This window comes from Methyloglobulus sp. (assembly GCF_046714055.1).
In the GTDB taxonomy this organism is placed as follows: Bacteria; Pseudomonadota; Gammaproteobacteria; order Methylococcales; family Methylomonadaceae; genus Methyloglobulus.
The window spans coordinates 1-15,711 of sequence record NZ_JBKKBJ010000137.1 but is presented as its reverse complement, the minus strand read 5'-3'; the positions used below and the strand labels follow the sequence as shown (position 1 = coordinate 15,711).

The 15,711-nt window shown below is 47.5% G+C and carries 16 protein-coding genes; 3 read left to right on the top strand and 13 right to left on the bottom strand.

What is annotated here, in order from left to right; genetic code table 11:
• Positions 1-729: 729 nt before the first annotated feature.
• Positions 730-2,394, top strand: coding sequence for a multicopper oxidase domain-containing protein (locus tag ACLQ6D_RS08400; RefSeq protein WP_411726833.1), 1,665 nt, complete (start codon positions 730-732; stop codon positions 2,392-2,394).
• Positions 2,391-3,035 carry a copper oxidase gene (locus ACLQ6D_RS08395; protein ID WP_411726832.1) on the top strand — a complete coding sequence of 215 codons (645 nt, stop codon included), beginning with the start codon at positions 2,391-2,393 and terminating at the stop codon, positions 3,033-3,035. Before ACLQ6D_RS08400 ends, ACLQ6D_RS08395 begins: the two co-directional genes overlap by 4 nt.
• A 301-nt stretch (positions 3,036-3,336) precedes the next feature.
• Here the strand turns inward: ACLQ6D_RS08395 and rdgB are convergent, their stop codons facing one another.
• From rdgB to ACLQ6D_RS08345, 10 genes are all read right to left on the bottom strand, one after another.
• Positions 3,337-3,963, bottom strand: coding sequence for an RdgB/HAM1 family non-canonical purine NTP pyrophosphatase (gene rdgB, locus ACLQ6D_RS08390; RefSeq protein WP_411726831.1), 627 nt, complete (start codon positions 3,961-3,963; stop codon positions 3,337-3,339).
• A 199-nt stretch (positions 3,964-4,162) separates the two neighbouring features.
• Entirely contained in the window at positions 4,163-4,774 is a 612-nt protein-coding gene (locus ACLQ6D_RS08385; protein ID WP_411726830.1) for a hypothetical protein, read from the bottom strand.
• A 119-nt stretch (positions 4,775-4,893) separates the two neighbouring features.
• Positions 4,894-5,046 (bottom strand): hypothetical protein, encoded by a 153-nt coding sequence (locus tag ACLQ6D_RS08380; RefSeq protein WP_411726829.1) that lies wholly within the window; start codon positions 5,044-5,046, stop codon positions 4,894-4,896.
• Entirely contained in the window at positions 5,033-5,215 is a 183-nt protein-coding gene (locus tag ACLQ6D_RS08375; RefSeq protein WP_411726828.1) for a hypothetical protein, read from the bottom strand. The genes ACLQ6D_RS08380 and ACLQ6D_RS08375 overlap by 14 nt, the downstream gene beginning before the upstream one ends.
• Before the next feature lie 53 nt (positions 5,216-5,268).
• Entirely contained in the window at positions 5,269-6,369 is a 1,101-nt protein-coding gene (locus ACLQ6D_RS08370; RefSeq protein WP_411726827.1) for a HupE/UreJ family protein, read from the bottom strand.
• Positions 6,370-6,414: 45 nt separating this feature from the next.
• The gene (locus tag ACLQ6D_RS08365) at positions 6,415-7,071 is read right to left on the bottom strand and encodes a hypothetical protein (RefSeq protein WP_411726826.1); all 657 of its coding nucleotides are present in this window, start codon (positions 7,069-7,071) and stop codon (positions 6,415-6,417) included.
• Positions 7,072-7,119: 48 nt separating this feature from the next.
• Positions 7,120-7,509, bottom strand: a complete 390-nt coding sequence (locus ACLQ6D_RS08360) for a copper resistance protein CopC (protein WP_411726825.1) — start codon at positions 7,507-7,509, stop codon at positions 7,120-7,122.
• A 294-nt stretch (positions 7,510-7,803) separates the two neighbouring features.
• Entirely contained in the window at positions 7,804-9,225 is a 1,422-nt protein-coding gene (locus ACLQ6D_RS08355) for an exo-alpha-sialidase (protein WP_411726824.1), read from the bottom strand.
• Between the two features lie 36 nt (positions 9,226-9,261).
• Positions 9,262-9,753 (bottom strand): TlpA family protein disulfide reductase, encoded by a 492-nt coding sequence (locus ACLQ6D_RS08350; protein ID WP_411726823.1) that lies wholly within the window; start codon positions 9,751-9,753, stop codon positions 9,262-9,264.
• 239 nt (positions 9,754-9,992) lie between these two features.
• Positions 9,993-12,620 (bottom strand): TonB-dependent receptor domain-containing protein, encoded by a 2,628-nt coding sequence (locus ACLQ6D_RS08345; RefSeq protein ID WP_411726822.1) that lies wholly within the window; start codon positions 12,618-12,620, stop codon positions 9,993-9,995.
• Positions 12,621-13,023: 403 nt separating this feature from the next.
• On the opposite strand from ACLQ6D_RS08345, the gene ACLQ6D_RS08340 reads away from it, so the two are divergent.
• Positions 13,024-13,266: a hypothetical protein gene (locus tag ACLQ6D_RS08340; protein WP_411726821.1), complete on the top strand. Its 243-nt coding sequence runs from the start codon at positions 13,024-13,026 to the stop codon at positions 13,264-13,266.
• Positions 13,267-13,504: 238 nt separating this feature from the next.
• Here ACLQ6D_RS08340 and sufT read toward each other — a convergent pair whose 3' ends face one another.
• The 3 genes from sufT to ubiG form a co-directional block, all read right to left on the bottom strand.
• Positions 13,505-14,059, bottom strand: a complete 555-nt coding sequence (gene sufT / locus ACLQ6D_RS08335; protein ID WP_411726820.1) for a putative Fe-S cluster assembly protein SufT — start codon at positions 14,057-14,059, stop codon at positions 13,505-13,507.
• A 6-nt stretch (positions 14,060-14,065) separates the two neighbouring features.
• Entirely contained in the window at positions 14,066-14,794 is a 729-nt protein-coding gene (locus tag ACLQ6D_RS08330) for an SDR family NAD(P)-dependent oxidoreductase (RefSeq protein ID WP_411726819.1), read from the bottom strand.
• A 68-nt stretch (positions 14,795-14,862) separates the two neighbouring features.
• Positions 14,863-15,561 (bottom strand): bifunctional 2-polyprenyl-6-hydroxyphenol methylase/3-demethylubiquinol 3-O-methyltransferase UbiG, encoded by a 699-nt coding sequence (gene ubiG, locus ACLQ6D_RS08325; protein ID WP_411726834.1) that lies wholly within the window; start codon positions 15,559-15,561, stop codon positions 14,863-14,865.
• Positions 15,562-15,711: the final 150 nt, after the last annotated feature.

Here is a 15,711-nt window from a genome sequence, read left to right as displayed (position 1 = left end):
CTAGCTCGCTTCCGCCAAAGAGTTGTTGTGACCACCCTAGTTCGTCTATTGGAATCATGCTTGCTACAAACCCTATATTTATTTATGGGGTTATAGTTTATTTCTCAAGTAAAATGTGATCAAGAGACAGGTTTAAACCCCCGTCCGGGCATCAGATTTCGTGAGGAACAACGGTAACATCAACCCAATCCTGAGAAAGGTATTTATTTCTGAGGTATCTCGATTGAATTGGAATCTTTCGGCCTGCTGGGGCCTTGGCCCTGTTCACCGCACGCTGCCAGAGTTGCAACAGCGAAAATGACTAATAACATTTGGCTAATGGTTTTCATAGACTTCTCTCCTGTGCGAGTTAAGTTTTTGCCTTTCCAGCGTATATTTTCAGACTGAAAAAGCTCCGTGACCCTTTCCGGGTTAAGGTTATAATAACACTTTTATCCCTTCCTGCCTCAATATGCATCAAAAAAGCAGAAAATCAAGTGACTGGTTCACTTTTTAAGCTAAAACTACACTTGGGCATCACGGAAGTATGCAGCACAGCGTAAAAACATTGCTTTTTCGTTAATCCACCATACGACGAAATATCGGGATGCTGAGCAATGAAAAATCATTTGAATTTTTAGCGGAGATTTATTGATACTTTGTAAGTTGAAAGCCAGTTTCACGAAACGTAGCTAGGTTTTGAACGACCGGGCATTTAGAATAGTCCTACCGCTAATAGTTTGCAGGATTATGACCAAAAGACCTTACCTAACGCTGACAATACTGGTTCTGGTGTTGCTTGCGGTTGCTGTGCAGTTTGTCCCTGGCCGTTTCCAAAAAGCGGATGTTAATCCGCCTGCTACGGTATACAGCCGCGCACAAGGGGACACCACCAAAATCGAATCTCCTTGTACCAATGAACATCCAGAATGGCGGCAGGCCCAGGTAATCGACGGCGTGGGCATTGCCGCCGCGCCGTTTTGTGAACCGGACAATCCCTACGACATTGCCGCATCGGTCAAGGGCACCAACAATATTTCGTTGGCCACCTTGATGCAGTCCAATCTGGCTCAAGATGCCTTAATCATGGGTGATGATCTTGACCACGATGGCGATCCAGATGTCATCCACATAAAGCTGGAAGTGGTCGAGTTTAACGGTGCCAGCCCGGATGGCGACTATTTGATCAATACCTACAATATCGCGCCGGGCATTCAACCGGGGCTATGGGCATTTGCGCCCAAGTCCAGCGGCATGGCGTTGAAAAATTTTAACTCGCGGGAGGCAAGGCCATTCTTGCGTGCGCCTTCCCCAACCATAAGGGTGGAGCAGGGCGATAAGGTTTTTATCACGCTGGAAAATACCCATTATCTACCGCACACCATACACCTGCATGGGGTCGATCATCCTTGGCAAAATTCTAAGGGCGAGGATAATGACGGCGTTGAGGAACATCCGGTTTTCCCAGGCAAGAGCCACACCTACGAAATACAGCCACGTCATACGGGCACCATGTTTTATCATTGCCATGTGCAAACGGCCCAACACATGATGATGGGCTTGAGCGGCATGTTTGTCATAGAAGAAAACCAGCCCAATAATTGGGTGCAAACGTTCAATGTCGGCGCGGGGCAAGTGCGCCATCCCTCGGTTGCGGTAAAGAAATCTTACAGCCAGGAATATGATTTGTTTTATCAGTCCATCGATAAAAAACTGGCAAGCACCATCCAGGCGGCAATAGACCCCCGGCTAATCGCAAAGGGCATGAGCCGCGACTACAACATGACCGAGTCTTTCGAGAATTACTTCCTGCTTAACGGCCATTCTTTCCCCTATACCTTGCGTGATTCGATGATAGTCACGGACGGAAATGAAGCCATCAAGCTACGCATGGCCAATGCCCAGCGCTCGCAAGTGGCCATACATTTTCATGGTCACAAGGCCACCATTACGGCTATGGATGGCGTGGAGCAAGCTGTCGGTCAACAGGTTACGCGGGATGTGTTTGATCTGGCGATGGCGCAACGGATAGACCTGCATATACAAACCACGAATGATGGCTTGCACAGTTACGGCCCAGGCCTGTGGATGTTCCACGACCACGTACCGACCGGAACCACCACCGACGGTATGGAACCCGGCGGCAATATGGCGATCCTGGCATCCAAACCGCTGATTGACGAGCTAGGAATGCCAAAGATGCACGAGCAAATGCTGGGTGAGTTATTCGACAAAGATTACTACGCCAAAAAACAACCACTTTGGCAGCAAGGGGATTTTGCTGCGGTGTTTGGTGATGCGGGGCTTATCTCACCTGATATTAAGAAGTTGGTGATTTTCGGTTTGTTGATTGGATTAATTGTGGGCTTGCTGATTGTCCTGATGATGGTTTATAAACGGAAGCAACAATCATGAAAGCCTGTGTTACTGCATTATTCCTTATATTGGGTTTTCTTACCCAAGCATCGGCAATGATGGCTCACGACAACATGCTGATGGACGAAAAAGGCATGATTATGAATGCCAATACCGACCGGCTCCCCAAAGATTGCCAAAAAATTTCCGGTGATGTCAATATTACCATCCGCGCCGGGCATAAGTACGCGCAGAAATTTAACGGCAAAATGTATGCATTTGATAATCAGGAGTGGGACGTTGCGCCCTGCACTCGCATTAACATCACCTTTATCAATGACGACCAGATCCGTCATCAACTGATGATTCATGGCCTGCCTGGGTATTTATATCCGCAAGGCATGTTTCATCTCGAACTTTATGGCGAGGGGGAATTAAAAGCATCGCTTATCATGCCTGCCCAGAAAAAAACTTACCTCGTGCACTGCGAACTGCCGCAACACATGGAAAAAGGCATGAAGGCCCAGCTTAAAGTTGATGGCGGCGACGGCGACTTGCCCAGCATACCGGGGCTGACTAAACCGCTTAGGGCGGACAGCTATCCCGTAGATTGGACTCTTTCGATGGGCGCTATGTTATTGGCTTGTATGTTGGTGGGGTGCGTGGTGCCGTTAATCCTGGTCAGGAAAAAGCTGCGTTGAATTCATGTTGAAATCCCCCCTGCTCGCGTTAATTTTTCTTAGTGCATACAAATTTCAGGCGAAGTAGCAAACTCTCAAGTAATCGTCATACCGGCAGGGAATGGCGGCGAGGATTCCATATCCTCTTCCGCACTTCCTCCATCCATGGAGGTCGCCAGTATCCAGCACAAGGATGTGAAAGGTAATCAGGCTTAAATGTGGAGTTTACATCCATGTATTCTGGGTTTCGGCAATCCATGCCAGAACGACGGAATAAGGGATACGCAAAGAATTAGTTGAAGATTCTTGCTAATCAGAAACCTTACAGCTTCGCCTTTATCATCAAACTCTGGTTTTTTAGCAAAGCAGCCAATTGCCTAAGCGCTTGTCCCCTGTGGCTTAGCGAATTTTTTACATCCGCCGGTAGTTCAGCCGAAGAGCAATCATGCTCAAGCACCCAAAATACCGGGTCATAGCCAAAACCATTAGAACCGGTTGGATGAAATAAGATCCTTCCTTCCCAGATACCTTGTGTAATAACCGGAACCGGATCGCTTGCGTGTTCGATAAGCACCATTACGCAGATAAATCGTGCCGTGCGCTCTTCCAGGGACACACCTTCCAGTTCTACCAGCAACTTGTTGACATTATCCTGATCGCTAGCGCCAATACCCGCATACCGGGCAGAGAAAATGCCCGGCGCACCGCTTAAGGCATCCACGGCCAAACCCGAATCATCGGCAAGCACAGGCAAGTGACAGTGTTGTGCGGCGTACCTGGCTTTCAGCAAGGCATTTTCAACAAAAGTAACGCCCGTTTCTTCCACTTCCGATTGAATAAATTCTAATTGCGGAATAATCGAATAGCCCGGCAGCAGCGCCTGGATTTCCCTGATTTTGCCTGGGTTATTGCTGCCCAGGACGATTTGGTGGGTTTTAGTGTTAGTCATCGCCTTGATACCGAGAGAGTTCTTACGTTTGCTAAGAACGTGTTTTAAAAGCTGCTACGCGGCTCGATTGCTGCGTTGCGCGGTGCTCGAAATCCTCATGTACGTCCAGTACACTCCGGTTTCTGCGCTCCGTGCGCCTTGCACTCGAACCGCTCACGACGCTTTTAAAACACGTTCTAACTATCGCTCATAAAGAAACTTACAATGAGTGCCAACTATTTTGCCAGTGTTTGAAGATAAAATCCCTTAATGTCATATCCACACCCTTAGTCATTTGAAAGCGTGCGCTACCCGATGGCGTTAATAAGGGTTCTACTCTTTTACCGGTTTCATTGCAATATCTGATGACGGGCAGCCATTTTTGCTGCCAAAAATCACCGCTTAACTGCCTCGTTAAGTAGACATGAGCAATGCTAGGGTGATTGACAAGAATTGCCGGAAGATTTACCTCGGTAAATTGACAGAAATGACGGGCGATTGCATCATCCCGATAGTTTTTTAAATGGTTAATATGCTCCTGATTATCACTATCGGCATCGTCGATGCTGTAAATAAGGTCAGTCAGTGCAATCTTATGTCGGCTACAAAACGCTTTCCATTCTTTGTGGGGCGCTAGGCGCAAATTGCTGTTCTCGTGGAGTCTCGGCAATACATCCCAAAAATAATTATTGTTGGTCCTGCCATAAAACCATTGTGCGTAATTGCCCAGATTATCCCAGCCTGGATTGAACGTCCCCACAATCAAGGTCGTCGGTTTAAAATCAATCCGTTCAAGATTCAAGTTGCTTGCAAATTTGTGGACACATGCCATGAGGTGTCAGGCAATTCCAATATATTTTAACAATATTTGGAGCAATGTCTCGGGATCATTGCAACTTAAACCCCAAAACAGCTTTAATACGGCGCACAGGTTCGCTTGCCAATTGGCATTTAAACCACGTTTTCACTGATACCATTTTGGCTTTTATAATCAATCCAGTGAGGCAACTTGTCCAGTATATTCATCAGCACGAACAGCGGTAACTCGGCATCGGCATTCAGGATCGTTCGGCGGAAAATGCTTTTCCCATCAAGGGTCATCATGCCGCAAAACCAATCCATCCCACTGCTTATGGCAAGGCTCAACCATTGTCTCGTTACTGATGTATTTCCAATACGGCCTAGTTTTGATCAAGTCGGGATCCTTTAACTGCTTGAGGCGTTCTTTGGAATATTCATTTCTTCGTGCATAGACATCATTTCTCATTTTCAACTCCAGTCCTGCCCAGTAGTGTATCAAATTCAACTTTTTTAAAAAGCCGATCCTCAATTAAGCACCGTCCGTTCCAAAAGCCAATATCCCCCGGCAATGCAGGTCAGGATGGAGCCTACAGGCACCAAAAGCCGGCTCATCCGCCCTTGACCATGCAGCCACCAGATCAGCGGGAGGACGATTGCGGCTACGGTGATTTGCCCCAGTTCCACACCCAGATTGAATGAAAACAGCGGCAGCAGGATACCTGTCTCGATAGATGAAATGCCCATTTCCCTAAGCACTCCGGCAAAACCGAAGCCATGAATAAGCCCGAAGAAAAAGGTCAACAGGCAACGGTTTCTGGTGGTTACCCTGTCCCCTCTAATGATATTTTCCAGGCCGACATAAACAATGGTGGCGGCAATCAGCGGTTCGACAATGCTGCTGGGTATATCAACAATATTTAAACCGGCCAATGCCAGTGTTATGGAATGGGCGATGGTAAAAAAAGTAATGATTTTGATAGCGGGCCAAAAGCTTCTAGTGACGACTAATAAGGAAAATAAAAACAGCAAATGGTCGTAGCCGGTCAGGATATGTTCCACGCCCAGTTTCAGGAAATCAATAAAGGTTGAGGTAGGATGGTTGTCCGTTTCTGCTGGAGCAGCGCTAGTTTTCAGGTTGATCTCAAGGGTATTGGCCTTTTGGGTCAACATCTTTTTACCTAATTCATGGCCACCAGCGTCTTTGACCGTGACATATTGCTTGTGGTCAGCTGGGAGTTTGCCCAAAAATTTGGACTCAATGGTTATTGTCGATGCTGGTGTGCCTGCAAATCCTAATTCGACTGTCGCATTATTTTGGTTGTCGAAATTGACGATACCTGTGCCTACGGGCTTGGCTTCGGATCCATCAAGCTGAATTTTTAATTCATTGGCGACAAAATTGGCAATTCCAGGTTTTGCGGCATTCCGTTCGGCGGCGGTCACTTCGGCATCTTCGTCGGTATCCATGAGGACAAAGGCTTCGATGTCCTGAACGGCAAACGTTATTTTAGTGTCTACACCTTCAGGTTTGACGGTCAAATCCGCCGAGCTAAGGCCGGGTGGATGTGCAAAGCCGATTTGCAAGTGGACGAACAGAAAAATTATGCTGATTAGTTTAAAAGCCATGCAACATTCTCGTTTTGGGTTCGTTCTACCTATGCGTTGGAAAGGTCACGGATTATTGCGTCTGCGCATAAAACGGTAGGCGACGAAACCAACCAAAGCAAAACCCAGGGTGATGCCAACACCTATTAAGATGCGGGTCACCATAGGCTTTGCATCGGGATCAACACCTACGTGCAGTGGAATTCTCAGCCTGTCTTCATCAGATACCGCTTCGCCGCCTATCATCAGGTACAGCGCATAGTACCCGTTTTTGTCCAGTTCGGCTTGGGCTTCAACAACACCACGAGGATACAATTTGCCGGGAACTTCGGTTATGGTGCGAATATCCTTGTAGTTCTCCGCTTTGCTCTCATCACCTCCGGTGTGTTCCTGTTCAACAACACGAATACTGATAGGCGTTTCCCGAATGTCGCGGTCTACCAAGTCGGCAGTGAAGAAAGCCATGCCTGTCGTGGGTATGTTTTTGCAATATGACCTGAATAGCGCTTTCTTATCCTTTACTGTCGCTTTTGCGTTGTCACCCGCAGGCTTGATATAAGCGCTAAAATGGACTGCGTAGAAGTCATTGGCAACTAGGCAACCCACCGTTGCTTTGGTCTGAACTTGCGAGGGATTGTCATTGTAGCCAGGACTGGTGCAGGCGGTTAATAGCAGCGTACTGCTAAGCAATAAGGAAGCTAATACTGGGTAAGGTGATTTCATGTCGTGGTGGGCCTCGTTAGTAGACGTTCTGTTAGTGTAGACAGTAGATCAGGGCGCTTTTATGGTAAATTTGAATTTGCCTGTGACAATATGCGTATCTATGGACACGACCCGGTAACGCACGGTGTACGTATCCGGCGGTAAGTCTGTAACCGTCGTGTACAGATGCGATTGGTCGAAAGTTTCCTGTTCAGCGTCCTTATTGTCAACGCGCTTGCCAGCGCTATTGATGACCGCCAGCGCCTTGTATTCGCTGCCCACCTTATCGTTAAACCAGACATCCACCTGCTTGGGGGATTCGGCAATCATGCTATCCACCACAGGCTGGGATTTCACCATGATGGCATGGGCAAAAACAGGGAGTGGTAAGGCCAAACTTGCTATCAGCGCCAGACCTAACAGTGGCTTAGCCGTAAAAGTGGTGTCGCGTCGTGTCATAAATTATGCACCTGAAAATTCAATTGAGTGGGTCATCGAACAGCCGACATTATATAACCGATAGCGGGGGATGGTCAGTAAAACTTGGTGTTCCCGCTACCGTAGAGGCAATCCCTTGTGGTTGCCCAGACAGCCCCGGCAGTGGTTACTAGGGCAGCCCAGCAGTGGTTTTACTAGGGCAGGCACAAGGCCTGCCCCTACAACATTTGGATAATTAGTTTTGTATAATGCTTTGATATTTCTTGGCTTAATTCTGATGATACTGCAACTAATTTTTTAGGATTATTCGAACCATTATTCAAGCAGTTGCCAAGCCAATTGGCGGGGTTGTTTACTAGGTTTTTCTGTCCATAAAGCTAACAGTCCGTGCCCTGTTGCAATAAGCCGAGGGTGAGTCGCCGCGTTGCTTGCCGTGGTTAAACGTGTTGGCGTTAACCAGGTTGTTCCGGCATCCTCGGACTTTGCGTAAAAAATGCTTGAACCGTCAGGCTCCATTTCATCCCACAAGACGACAAGGTTGCCGTCAAGCCCAGCAATGTCGCCATGAATAGCCGTGTTACCGAGCTTTTGCGGAGTTGACCAGCTTTTGCCGTTATTGTTGGAAGAGAGATGGTACAAGCCCGATTTTTGTTCGGCACCTGTCCAGACTAGGCTATGCAACTGGGCAGGATTATCGGTTCCTAAATACGCCAAACTGCCGCCCACATGAGGGCAGCCATCAAATTTCCAGTCAAATTCGCCAACCGTACTGATGTGTTGCCAGGTTTTACCGTCATCGCTGGATTGTAGTAGCGACATATCCCGTGGTTCCATATCACGGTAGAGAATATTGAGTTCGCCTTCGGGCGATAGGGCAAACGTATTCCAGCAACATGAGCAGGTTGAATCATCTAGTGTGGCAGCTTGGTTCCATCGTTTGCCCCAATCAAGGGATCGAGCGTAACGAAGGCTTTGGTAACCATTTTCTTCGGGGTCTTCCAGCCAGACGGCATGAAAATTATCGTGTTGGTCGGCAATCAGGTCGATGTGCGATTGATCGCCCGCATTGTTTACCGCAGGGTTAGGGGCTTGCTTCCAGGTTTTACCGTTATCCTGGGAATAGGCGCTCACCATAGGCCCCATGCCGGGCAGTTCGCCTTTGGTTTGCCATACCGCAAGTAGGTGGTTGCCTTTGGCGGCAAGCTGTATATCATTTCCACGACTGGCAATGGTTGCAGGAAGATCACCAATGACTACCGGATCGTTCCAATGCCGACCGCCATCCTCAGAGCGTGTGTAGCGTATTGTGACGTTCTTTTCATTAGCAGAAATTTTGCCACCCACGATACCGTGGATAATGTCATCGTCCACATAGACGTCAAAGGTTGAAATGTCGAATAGCCCGAAAGTCGATTTTGAATAGGGTGCAACCATTGTTGATCCGGCTGTTGGCTCAACTATGCCTAAAAGTAAGCCTGATGAACAACCATTGATAGTGATTATGAGCGAACATATCAAAATAGTCGGAAAAACAGCTAGGTTTTGGACGGTTATACGCAGAAAATCAATGTAGGTTGGGTTAGTGGCAGCAATGGTTCCAGACCATATGTTGCCACTAACCCAACCTACATAACTGATAACTGTTGAGAACATAAAGAGCCTCTGAATATGCCCTTCGACAGGTTCAGGACGAACGGTAATGAGTTGATTCCGTTCGTCCTGAGTTTGTCGAACCATGGACGGAATCAACTTGTTCGGAACTTCCATAAAGGCTTAATTGAGAATTTTCTTGAACAGGGTTTCATAGTCATCTTGAGATAGCACGCCGCTGATACCTTCCCGTTCATGGCTTTTGTTCAAGAAATAGGTGCGGGGCAGTTCCCCGTACCACACGGGATCAATTTCATAACGAAGCTTTTGCGGGTTTTCGTCGGCAAAGATCCAGTTTTCAAGGCCGGTCAATTCATTTTTCGCCAGAATTTGCTGAATTTGTTCGGTCGCCGACGCATCATCGGTTACCAGCATGACCATATTCATCTCCGGCCTGTTTTTGTGCATCTTGTTCAGCAAAGCCATATCTTTCAGGCATGAAGAACAGGTAATTGACCAGATCACCAGCATAAAGGGTTTATTGGCATTGCTATCCAGCAATTGCTGGTAGCTTCCGGGTGCAAACGGTTTTAGCGTCGCTTGCTCGGCACGGATTGGTAGCGCAATGGTGCATAACAAAAGGAAATGGCAAATAATAAGAGTTTTGCGTGGCATGGTAATATCTCTTCGAAGTAGTCGGTCAACTGTATGTTGGTAAGTGCCTTAGTTTACTGTCGATGGTGGCTAAAGCAAATATTAAAGGCACAGGGTGCAAGTAATTCGGTCTGCTGGGGACAGTTTGAAAGGTGTTATAAATTCGAGGGGCCTAATCAGCTTTGTGAAGCAAAACAATTTGTTTGCTTGTTTTACGGGCATCCACAACGGATACCCGTAATATTTCAGGATAAAAGCCCTTAAAATTTCGCCGTAAATCCTAAGCGGAAACTGAGGGGCTCGACTGGATGGAAGTGGAAATCATCAACCCCGGCGCTATTTTCTCCGGGTAGCCGGGATGTGTAGAAATAGGTAATGGTATCGTTTTTACGATCCAAAATGTTGAATACTTCGGCTTGAAAACTCAGGTTCTTGTTGATCTCATAACCCAGCATGGCTGATACCAAAAGGGTTGATTCGGAACGCTTGCTGTTGTCTTCGATTAACGTGCGCGGCCCGAAGAAACGCAACCTGGGGCCGCCAAAAAAGCCGCCGTAAACATCATGGAACGTTGCTCCAGCTGCGATAACCGTTTCTACCGAATTTGGTATGTGATTTCCTTCACCCAGTACATCATTACGGAAACGGGAATGGGAAAAGCTTAAATCGGCATCGAAGGTTAACCAGTCGGTCGGTGAGTAGTAGTTGGCAAACTCAAGACCATAACGGCGGCTGGGACGGCTGGCTACAGTAGTTCCGGCATCACCGACAAACAACAGTTCAGAGTCTATATCCAGCCACCAGATCGCCAGGGTGCTTTGCAAGCCTTTCACCCAGGTTGAGCGTACGCCTACTTCCGCGCTGTAAGTGCGAACCAGCGGATCGGCGCTGTCAAGTTTGTCACCCGTAGCCGGATCTACTGTAGTCAGTACTCCACGTGCATCATTACTATGATAGCCAAGACCGCCATTGAGATAAAACTCGGTATCCGCCCAAGGGCCAAACACAATCCCGAGTTTGGGACTGACCAAGCCATCATAGCGTTCGCCGTTGTTCTGGCTGACGTTACTGTTGCTGACATCAAAACGGAAACCGTCAAAACGTACGCCCAGGCTGGTGCGTAGCCAGTCATTCCAATGTGTCTTGTTTTCCGCATAAGGGCTGATACTGGTTACCCAAACGGTGTCTTGACGGGTTATATCGTATTGTTTTTGCGCATGGGTCTTGGTCAGGGCATTTTGGATGTTGTCGTTACGGATTTGTAAACCAAAGGTGGTTTCTGAATCAGCAGCGCCTATTTTGTGGAAAAGGGTATGAGTGCCTTTAAGACCCGTCGTCCAGCGGTCATCAGGCTGACTAAACTGGTCGCCACAGGTATTTAAAAGGGTGGGATCAAATTTTCCGGAGGCCAAGCCTGCACAACCTGTCGGATTGGTGAATTCGTTGTTATCCAAAAAGTAAGTAAAGTTGGAAAACAAATTCAGCTTGGAATACACCCCGTAAGTCATTAACTTCGTTTCGCTTTCTGCATCCTGGCGATGCCATTCACCAGTCAGGCTGTAGCGTTGGCTATCGCCGCCGTCGGTAGGATCAAGGGCATCGAAACGGCCAATAATTCCCTGATTGACTGCGCGTCTGGCGATTTGGTCAGTGGATTTCCAATCGGCTTTAGAAGCCATGCCGGTAATGCTCCAGCCGTGATCGCCATGCTCTTCGCTATAACGCAGCACACCGTTAAATTTCAGGTACTCATTGCCGACCGTCCAAGGGCCGTTGTTATAGACGGTTTCTCCAGCATACAACAAATTGCCGTCCCCTAACTTATGGGAACCAGCAACCATGCCACGGTAATAATCAAAGCTGCCGCCGGTGAACTTGATAATGTTTTGCGGCAGTTCTCTAAAATAATGGATATTGGCCGAACCGGTACTGGAAAAATCGCCGTTTTCGGCATAGTTACTGCCTTTTTTATAATCCAGCGTTTCTATCAATTCTGGTATCAAGAAGTTGGTGTCCGTCCAACCTTGTCCATGCGAGTGCGACAACTGGTTGACAGGTACACCATCAACTTGGGTCAGGAAGTCGGTGCCGTGGTCGAGATTAAAGCCGCGCAAAAAGTACTGGTTGGCTTTACCTTCACCACTGTGTTGGGTAGCAATCAGCCCTGGCACAGTTTCCAGTACTTCTCCCGGTCGGCTTATCGGTCGGTATTTAAGCTGGGCTTGTCCCACATTGCCCTGCGAAGCACTGTCGGCAATACCCACTTGGGAATCAGCGCGTCCGGTAATGGTCATTTCTTCAAGTTCTACAGACCCTTTGTTATTGCCAGCTTTCGATTCGGTTGTTACGCTGGCTTCTGCTGTATCGGTTGCAGAAACTTCGGTTTCCTGGGCATGGACATTGCTGCCAAGAAAAAAGGCAAAAGACAATGTCATTAAACGTGCAGCCGCTATGCCAGCACCATGTAACAGCAAGGTGGCGATAACAAATCCCAGAGTGTATGAGATTAAGCTCGCTGAGGCTGATATTTCTTGTCCATGCACATAGCCGTGAAAAAAGGCGAAGAATGCGACGATCAGGACATTCATCCGGGTCGTGAACCGCACTTTGCGGACGACGAATACGCTGAATACCAACCCTGAAAGCAGGATGATGATTTCCACGCTGGGGAGGGCAAAGCTGGCTGCACCGGCAAGGCCACCAAGACTCATGACGCTGACAAACGTTAACGGCAACATCCAGATGGCTACGCCACGTAACTGAGCTGCCCAGATACCCACGGCAATCATGGTCAGCAGATGATCCCATCCTTGCAGCGGATGATGAAAACCATGACTCCAATCGCTATTGACGGCAAGCAGAATGGTTGGAATTTTAAAAAGTGACAAAGAGAGCAGTGCAAGTAGCCCCAGAGGGAGTAGGAGCTTCTGCGGACTAAACCTGAAAAGAACTGGTTTATTATTGTTGTTTTGCATGGTATTTCTCAGTAACTAAATGGATTAAATCGTCATGATAGCAAGCGGTATTGCTGCAGGTCGTTATCATAACAAATTTTTTTTGGATGGAAAATTTTTTAGTCTGTGGCAAACAACAAATACGATGCCTAATAGAATTTTTCTTTTCGAGAGGTGTTTAGCCTCGCTGGCCACGGTGTTAATGAAGCTAAGATACTGGTTGAAGTTTCTTTGCCGATGGTTAATAAAATTTACCAAAACATGATAGAAACGCGCACGTTAATTTAGAATTGACTAAAAACAACGCTATACAACACACTTGAGGATGACTCCAAATATGAAAACCTTAAAAACAATCGCACTTTCTTCCCTGATTGCCCTGGCGATGGGAGCTTTTTCAACAGCAGCCTTGGCAGAATCCATGGATGCAAGAATTTCCTATGCGCCCGAAGATGCTATTGACCTGGTTCTGGGTGAAATCAAGAAAGCCCAAGATGCAGTTAAGGCAGGCGCTGATGGTGTGACCGTTTACCGTTTACAAGATCATCAAACAAGGGATGGATTACAGCAAAGAAGTTAGCGCCAATGATGTCGTTGACAGAGAACGTTCACTCGCTAACGAAATATTGAAAAAAGCCAGGATGATGGCAAAAATAACTCTATGCAAGGAATTGTAGAACACTTGGAAAAAGCAGCCAAAGCGTTCGCCGATTTGAAGCCATTGATTTAATTTAAGCGTAATACTGCTTTTGCGTGGATCCCAGCTCGCCCGTTTCTCTGGGGGGCTGGTGATTTCAATCTTTCTGCTTAGAAGATTTTCAGTATAATCCCAGTTGTAACTGGGCAACCTCAGACATCATTTCGCGTGACCACGGCGGTTCCAGCGCCACTTCAACATTGACACCAGCTACGCCCGGTAAGGCGCGGATACATTTTTCCACATCGCCTTGGATAACAGGTCCCATGCCGCAGCCTGGCGCTGTCAAAGTCATAATGACGTGGACATCATTTAGGTTGGCTCTTGTTGTTGATGGACGCACATTGCAGTAGTAAACCAGGCCAAGGTCGACAATATTCACTGGAATTTCCGGGTCATACACTGTTTTCATCACTTCCCAGCAGTTTTTTTCCACCGCTTCGGCGCTGGTTTCCGATACCAGGGTATGAAGTTGGTGATGCTCCTTGTCCAACGCATCGGCATCTATGCTGGCAATGCGAACCATGTGGCCGTGTCCTGTCACTACGGTATAGTTATTGCCCAGTGACTGATGGATGGTAACGATTTGCCCCTTGCTAAGGGTGCTGGCATTACCGTCAGGAACCGTGACCACATTGACATCCCTGGTTAAAACAACATCTTCTCTTTCGACCATAAGTGATTATAAATGAAAGGTTCTGGCATCAATCGCCTGTCCGGTCACACCAATGCTTTGTGGGCCAAACAAATACAAATAGACAGCGTCTAACGATTCCATTTTAGGCAATTTGCCTTTATCTTCAGCCGGATAAGCCCGTTTTCTAAGGGGTGAGTCGACTGGCCCTGGAATAAGAGTGTTGACCCGAATTTTGTTGGATGATTCAAACTCTTCGGCAAGAATTTTTGCCAAACCCTCCAGAGCAATCTTGGATACGCCGTAAGCGCCTGAATAAGCTACAGCAGTCCGTGCGGAAGAGTCTGAGGTGAATACGATGGATGCGGTTTGGCTTTTTTGCAGCACCGGCAATAAAACCCGGCTTAGCAAAAAGGGTGCATTCAGGTTGACGTTCAAGGTATGCCCCCATTCTTTAGTCCCTTGTAAGGCTATGGGCGTGTAGCCGCTGAATTCCACCGCAGAATGCAATACACCTTGCAGGAAGCCGTATTTTTCACCGATTTTATCCGCCAACTCTTGATATTCATCTTCGTTGGCGCCTGCCAAATCAAAAGGATACATGATGGGTTCAGGCGCACTAGCGGCCTTTATAAGGTCGTAAACCGTTTCCAGTTTGGGGATGCTTTTGTCCAATAAAATGATCTGTGCGCCTTGCTTGGCCAAGGCTAAGGCTGCGGTACTGCCCAGTCCGCCGCCAGCGCCGGTAATCAAAATGACTTGGTTAGTTAAGGGCAAAACAGTTTGCTATCAATATCAAGCAAGACGCAGGAGATAAGTTGAAGTCTTTCGGCAATCGGATATTGTTATCCTTCATGTTTAAAAGCTGCAATGTAATTGACATCGATATCTTTACTGAGACTAAAACGCTTCGTGAACGGATTGTATTCAATGCCCACCATGCCCTGAAGTGCAAGGCCGCAGGTACGGGCTGACTGGCACAATTCCGACGGTTTGATAAAAGCCTTATAATCGTGGGTGCCTTTAGGCAGCATGTTGAGAATATGCTCGGCAGCTAGAATAGCCAGTAAGTAAGCTTTGGGTTTACGGTTAAGTGTCGAGAAAAAAACCATTCCCTCTGGCTTGACCAAGGTCGCGCAAGCATTAATAATAGATCCCGGATCGGGTACATGTTCGAGCATTTCCATGCAAGTGACGTGATCGAAGCTTTCTGGTTGAAGGCCTGCCAGTTCTTCAGCGCTGATGGTTTGATAATGGACATTGATTCCTGATTCAAGGCCGTGCAGATCAGCGACATCAATAAGGTCTTCGCTTAAGTCTATGCCTGTGGCATCAGCGCCGTGCCTTGCCAGGGCCTCGGTCAATATGCCGCCGCCACAGCCGACATCGACAAAGCGTTGACCGTTGAGATGGGCATAGCGCTGGATAAACTCCAAACGCAGGGGATTAATGTCGTGCAGAGTTTTAAACTCACCGTGCGAGTCCCACCAGCGTTCCGCCATTGAGCCGAATTTCTTGATTTCGTCCGGGTGTACGTTATTGATGGATGTCATAGTATTGAATCAAATTACTAACTCACCTTACGCACTTAAGCGTTTGAAGCTCGTCGAAAGCCAGCCGGACGGCTTTCAAATACAATTTAGCCCTGAGAGCAAAATGATTGAGCTTGTGTTTGATTGAAAGGCACTCCAGGC

What these genes read in the sequence shown, in the direction of transcription:
- ACLQ6D_RS08370 (WP_411726827.1), bottom strand. Translation starts at nt 6,369, where the DNA reads ATGGCTTTTAAACTAATCAGCATAATTTTTCTGTTCGTCCACTTGCAA.
- ACLQ6D_RS08360 (WP_411726825.1), bottom strand. Translation starts at nt 7,509, where the DNA reads ATGACACGACGCGACACCACTTTTACGGCTAAGCCACTGTTAGGTCTG.
- ACLQ6D_RS08355 (WP_411726824.1), bottom strand. Translation starts at nt 9,225, where the DNA reads ATGGTTCGACAAACTCAGGACGAACGGAATCAACTCATTACCGTTCGT.
- ACLQ6D_RS08400 (WP_411726833.1), top strand. Translation starts at nt 730, where the DNA reads ATGACCAAAAGACCTTACCTAACGCTGACAATACTGGTTCTGGTGTTG.
- ACLQ6D_RS08365 (WP_411726826.1), bottom strand. Translation starts at nt 7,071, where the DNA reads ATGAAATCACCTTACCCAGTATTAGCTTCCTTATTGCTTAGCAGTACG.
- ACLQ6D_RS08395 (WP_411726832.1), top strand. Translation starts at nt 2,391, where the DNA reads ATGAAAGCCTGTGTTACTGCATTATTCCTTATATTGGGTTTTCTTACC.
- ACLQ6D_RS08350 (WP_411726823.1), bottom strand. Translation starts at nt 9,753, where the DNA reads ATGCCACGCAAAACTCTTATTATTTGCCATTTCCTTTTGTTATGCACC.
- ACLQ6D_RS08380 (WP_411726829.1), bottom strand. Translation starts at nt 5,046, where the DNA reads ATGATGACCCTTGATGGGAAAAGCATTTTCCGCCGAACGATCCTGAAT.
- rdgB (WP_411726831.1), bottom strand. Translation starts at nt 3,963, where the DNA reads ATGACTAACACTAAAACCCACCAAATCGTCCTGGGCAGCAATAACCCA.
- sufT (WP_411726820.1), bottom strand. Translation starts at nt 14,059, where the DNA reads ATGGTCGAAAGAGAAGATGTTGTTTTAACCAGGGATGTCAATGTGGTC.
- ACLQ6D_RS08385 (WP_411726830.1), bottom strand. Translation starts at nt 4,774, where the DNA reads ATGGCATGTGTCCACAAATTTGCAAGCAACTTGAATCTTGAACGGATT.
- ACLQ6D_RS08340 (WP_411726821.1), top strand. Translation starts at nt 13,024, where the DNA reads ATGAAAACCTTAAAAACAATCGCACTTTCTTCCCTGATTGCCCTGGCG.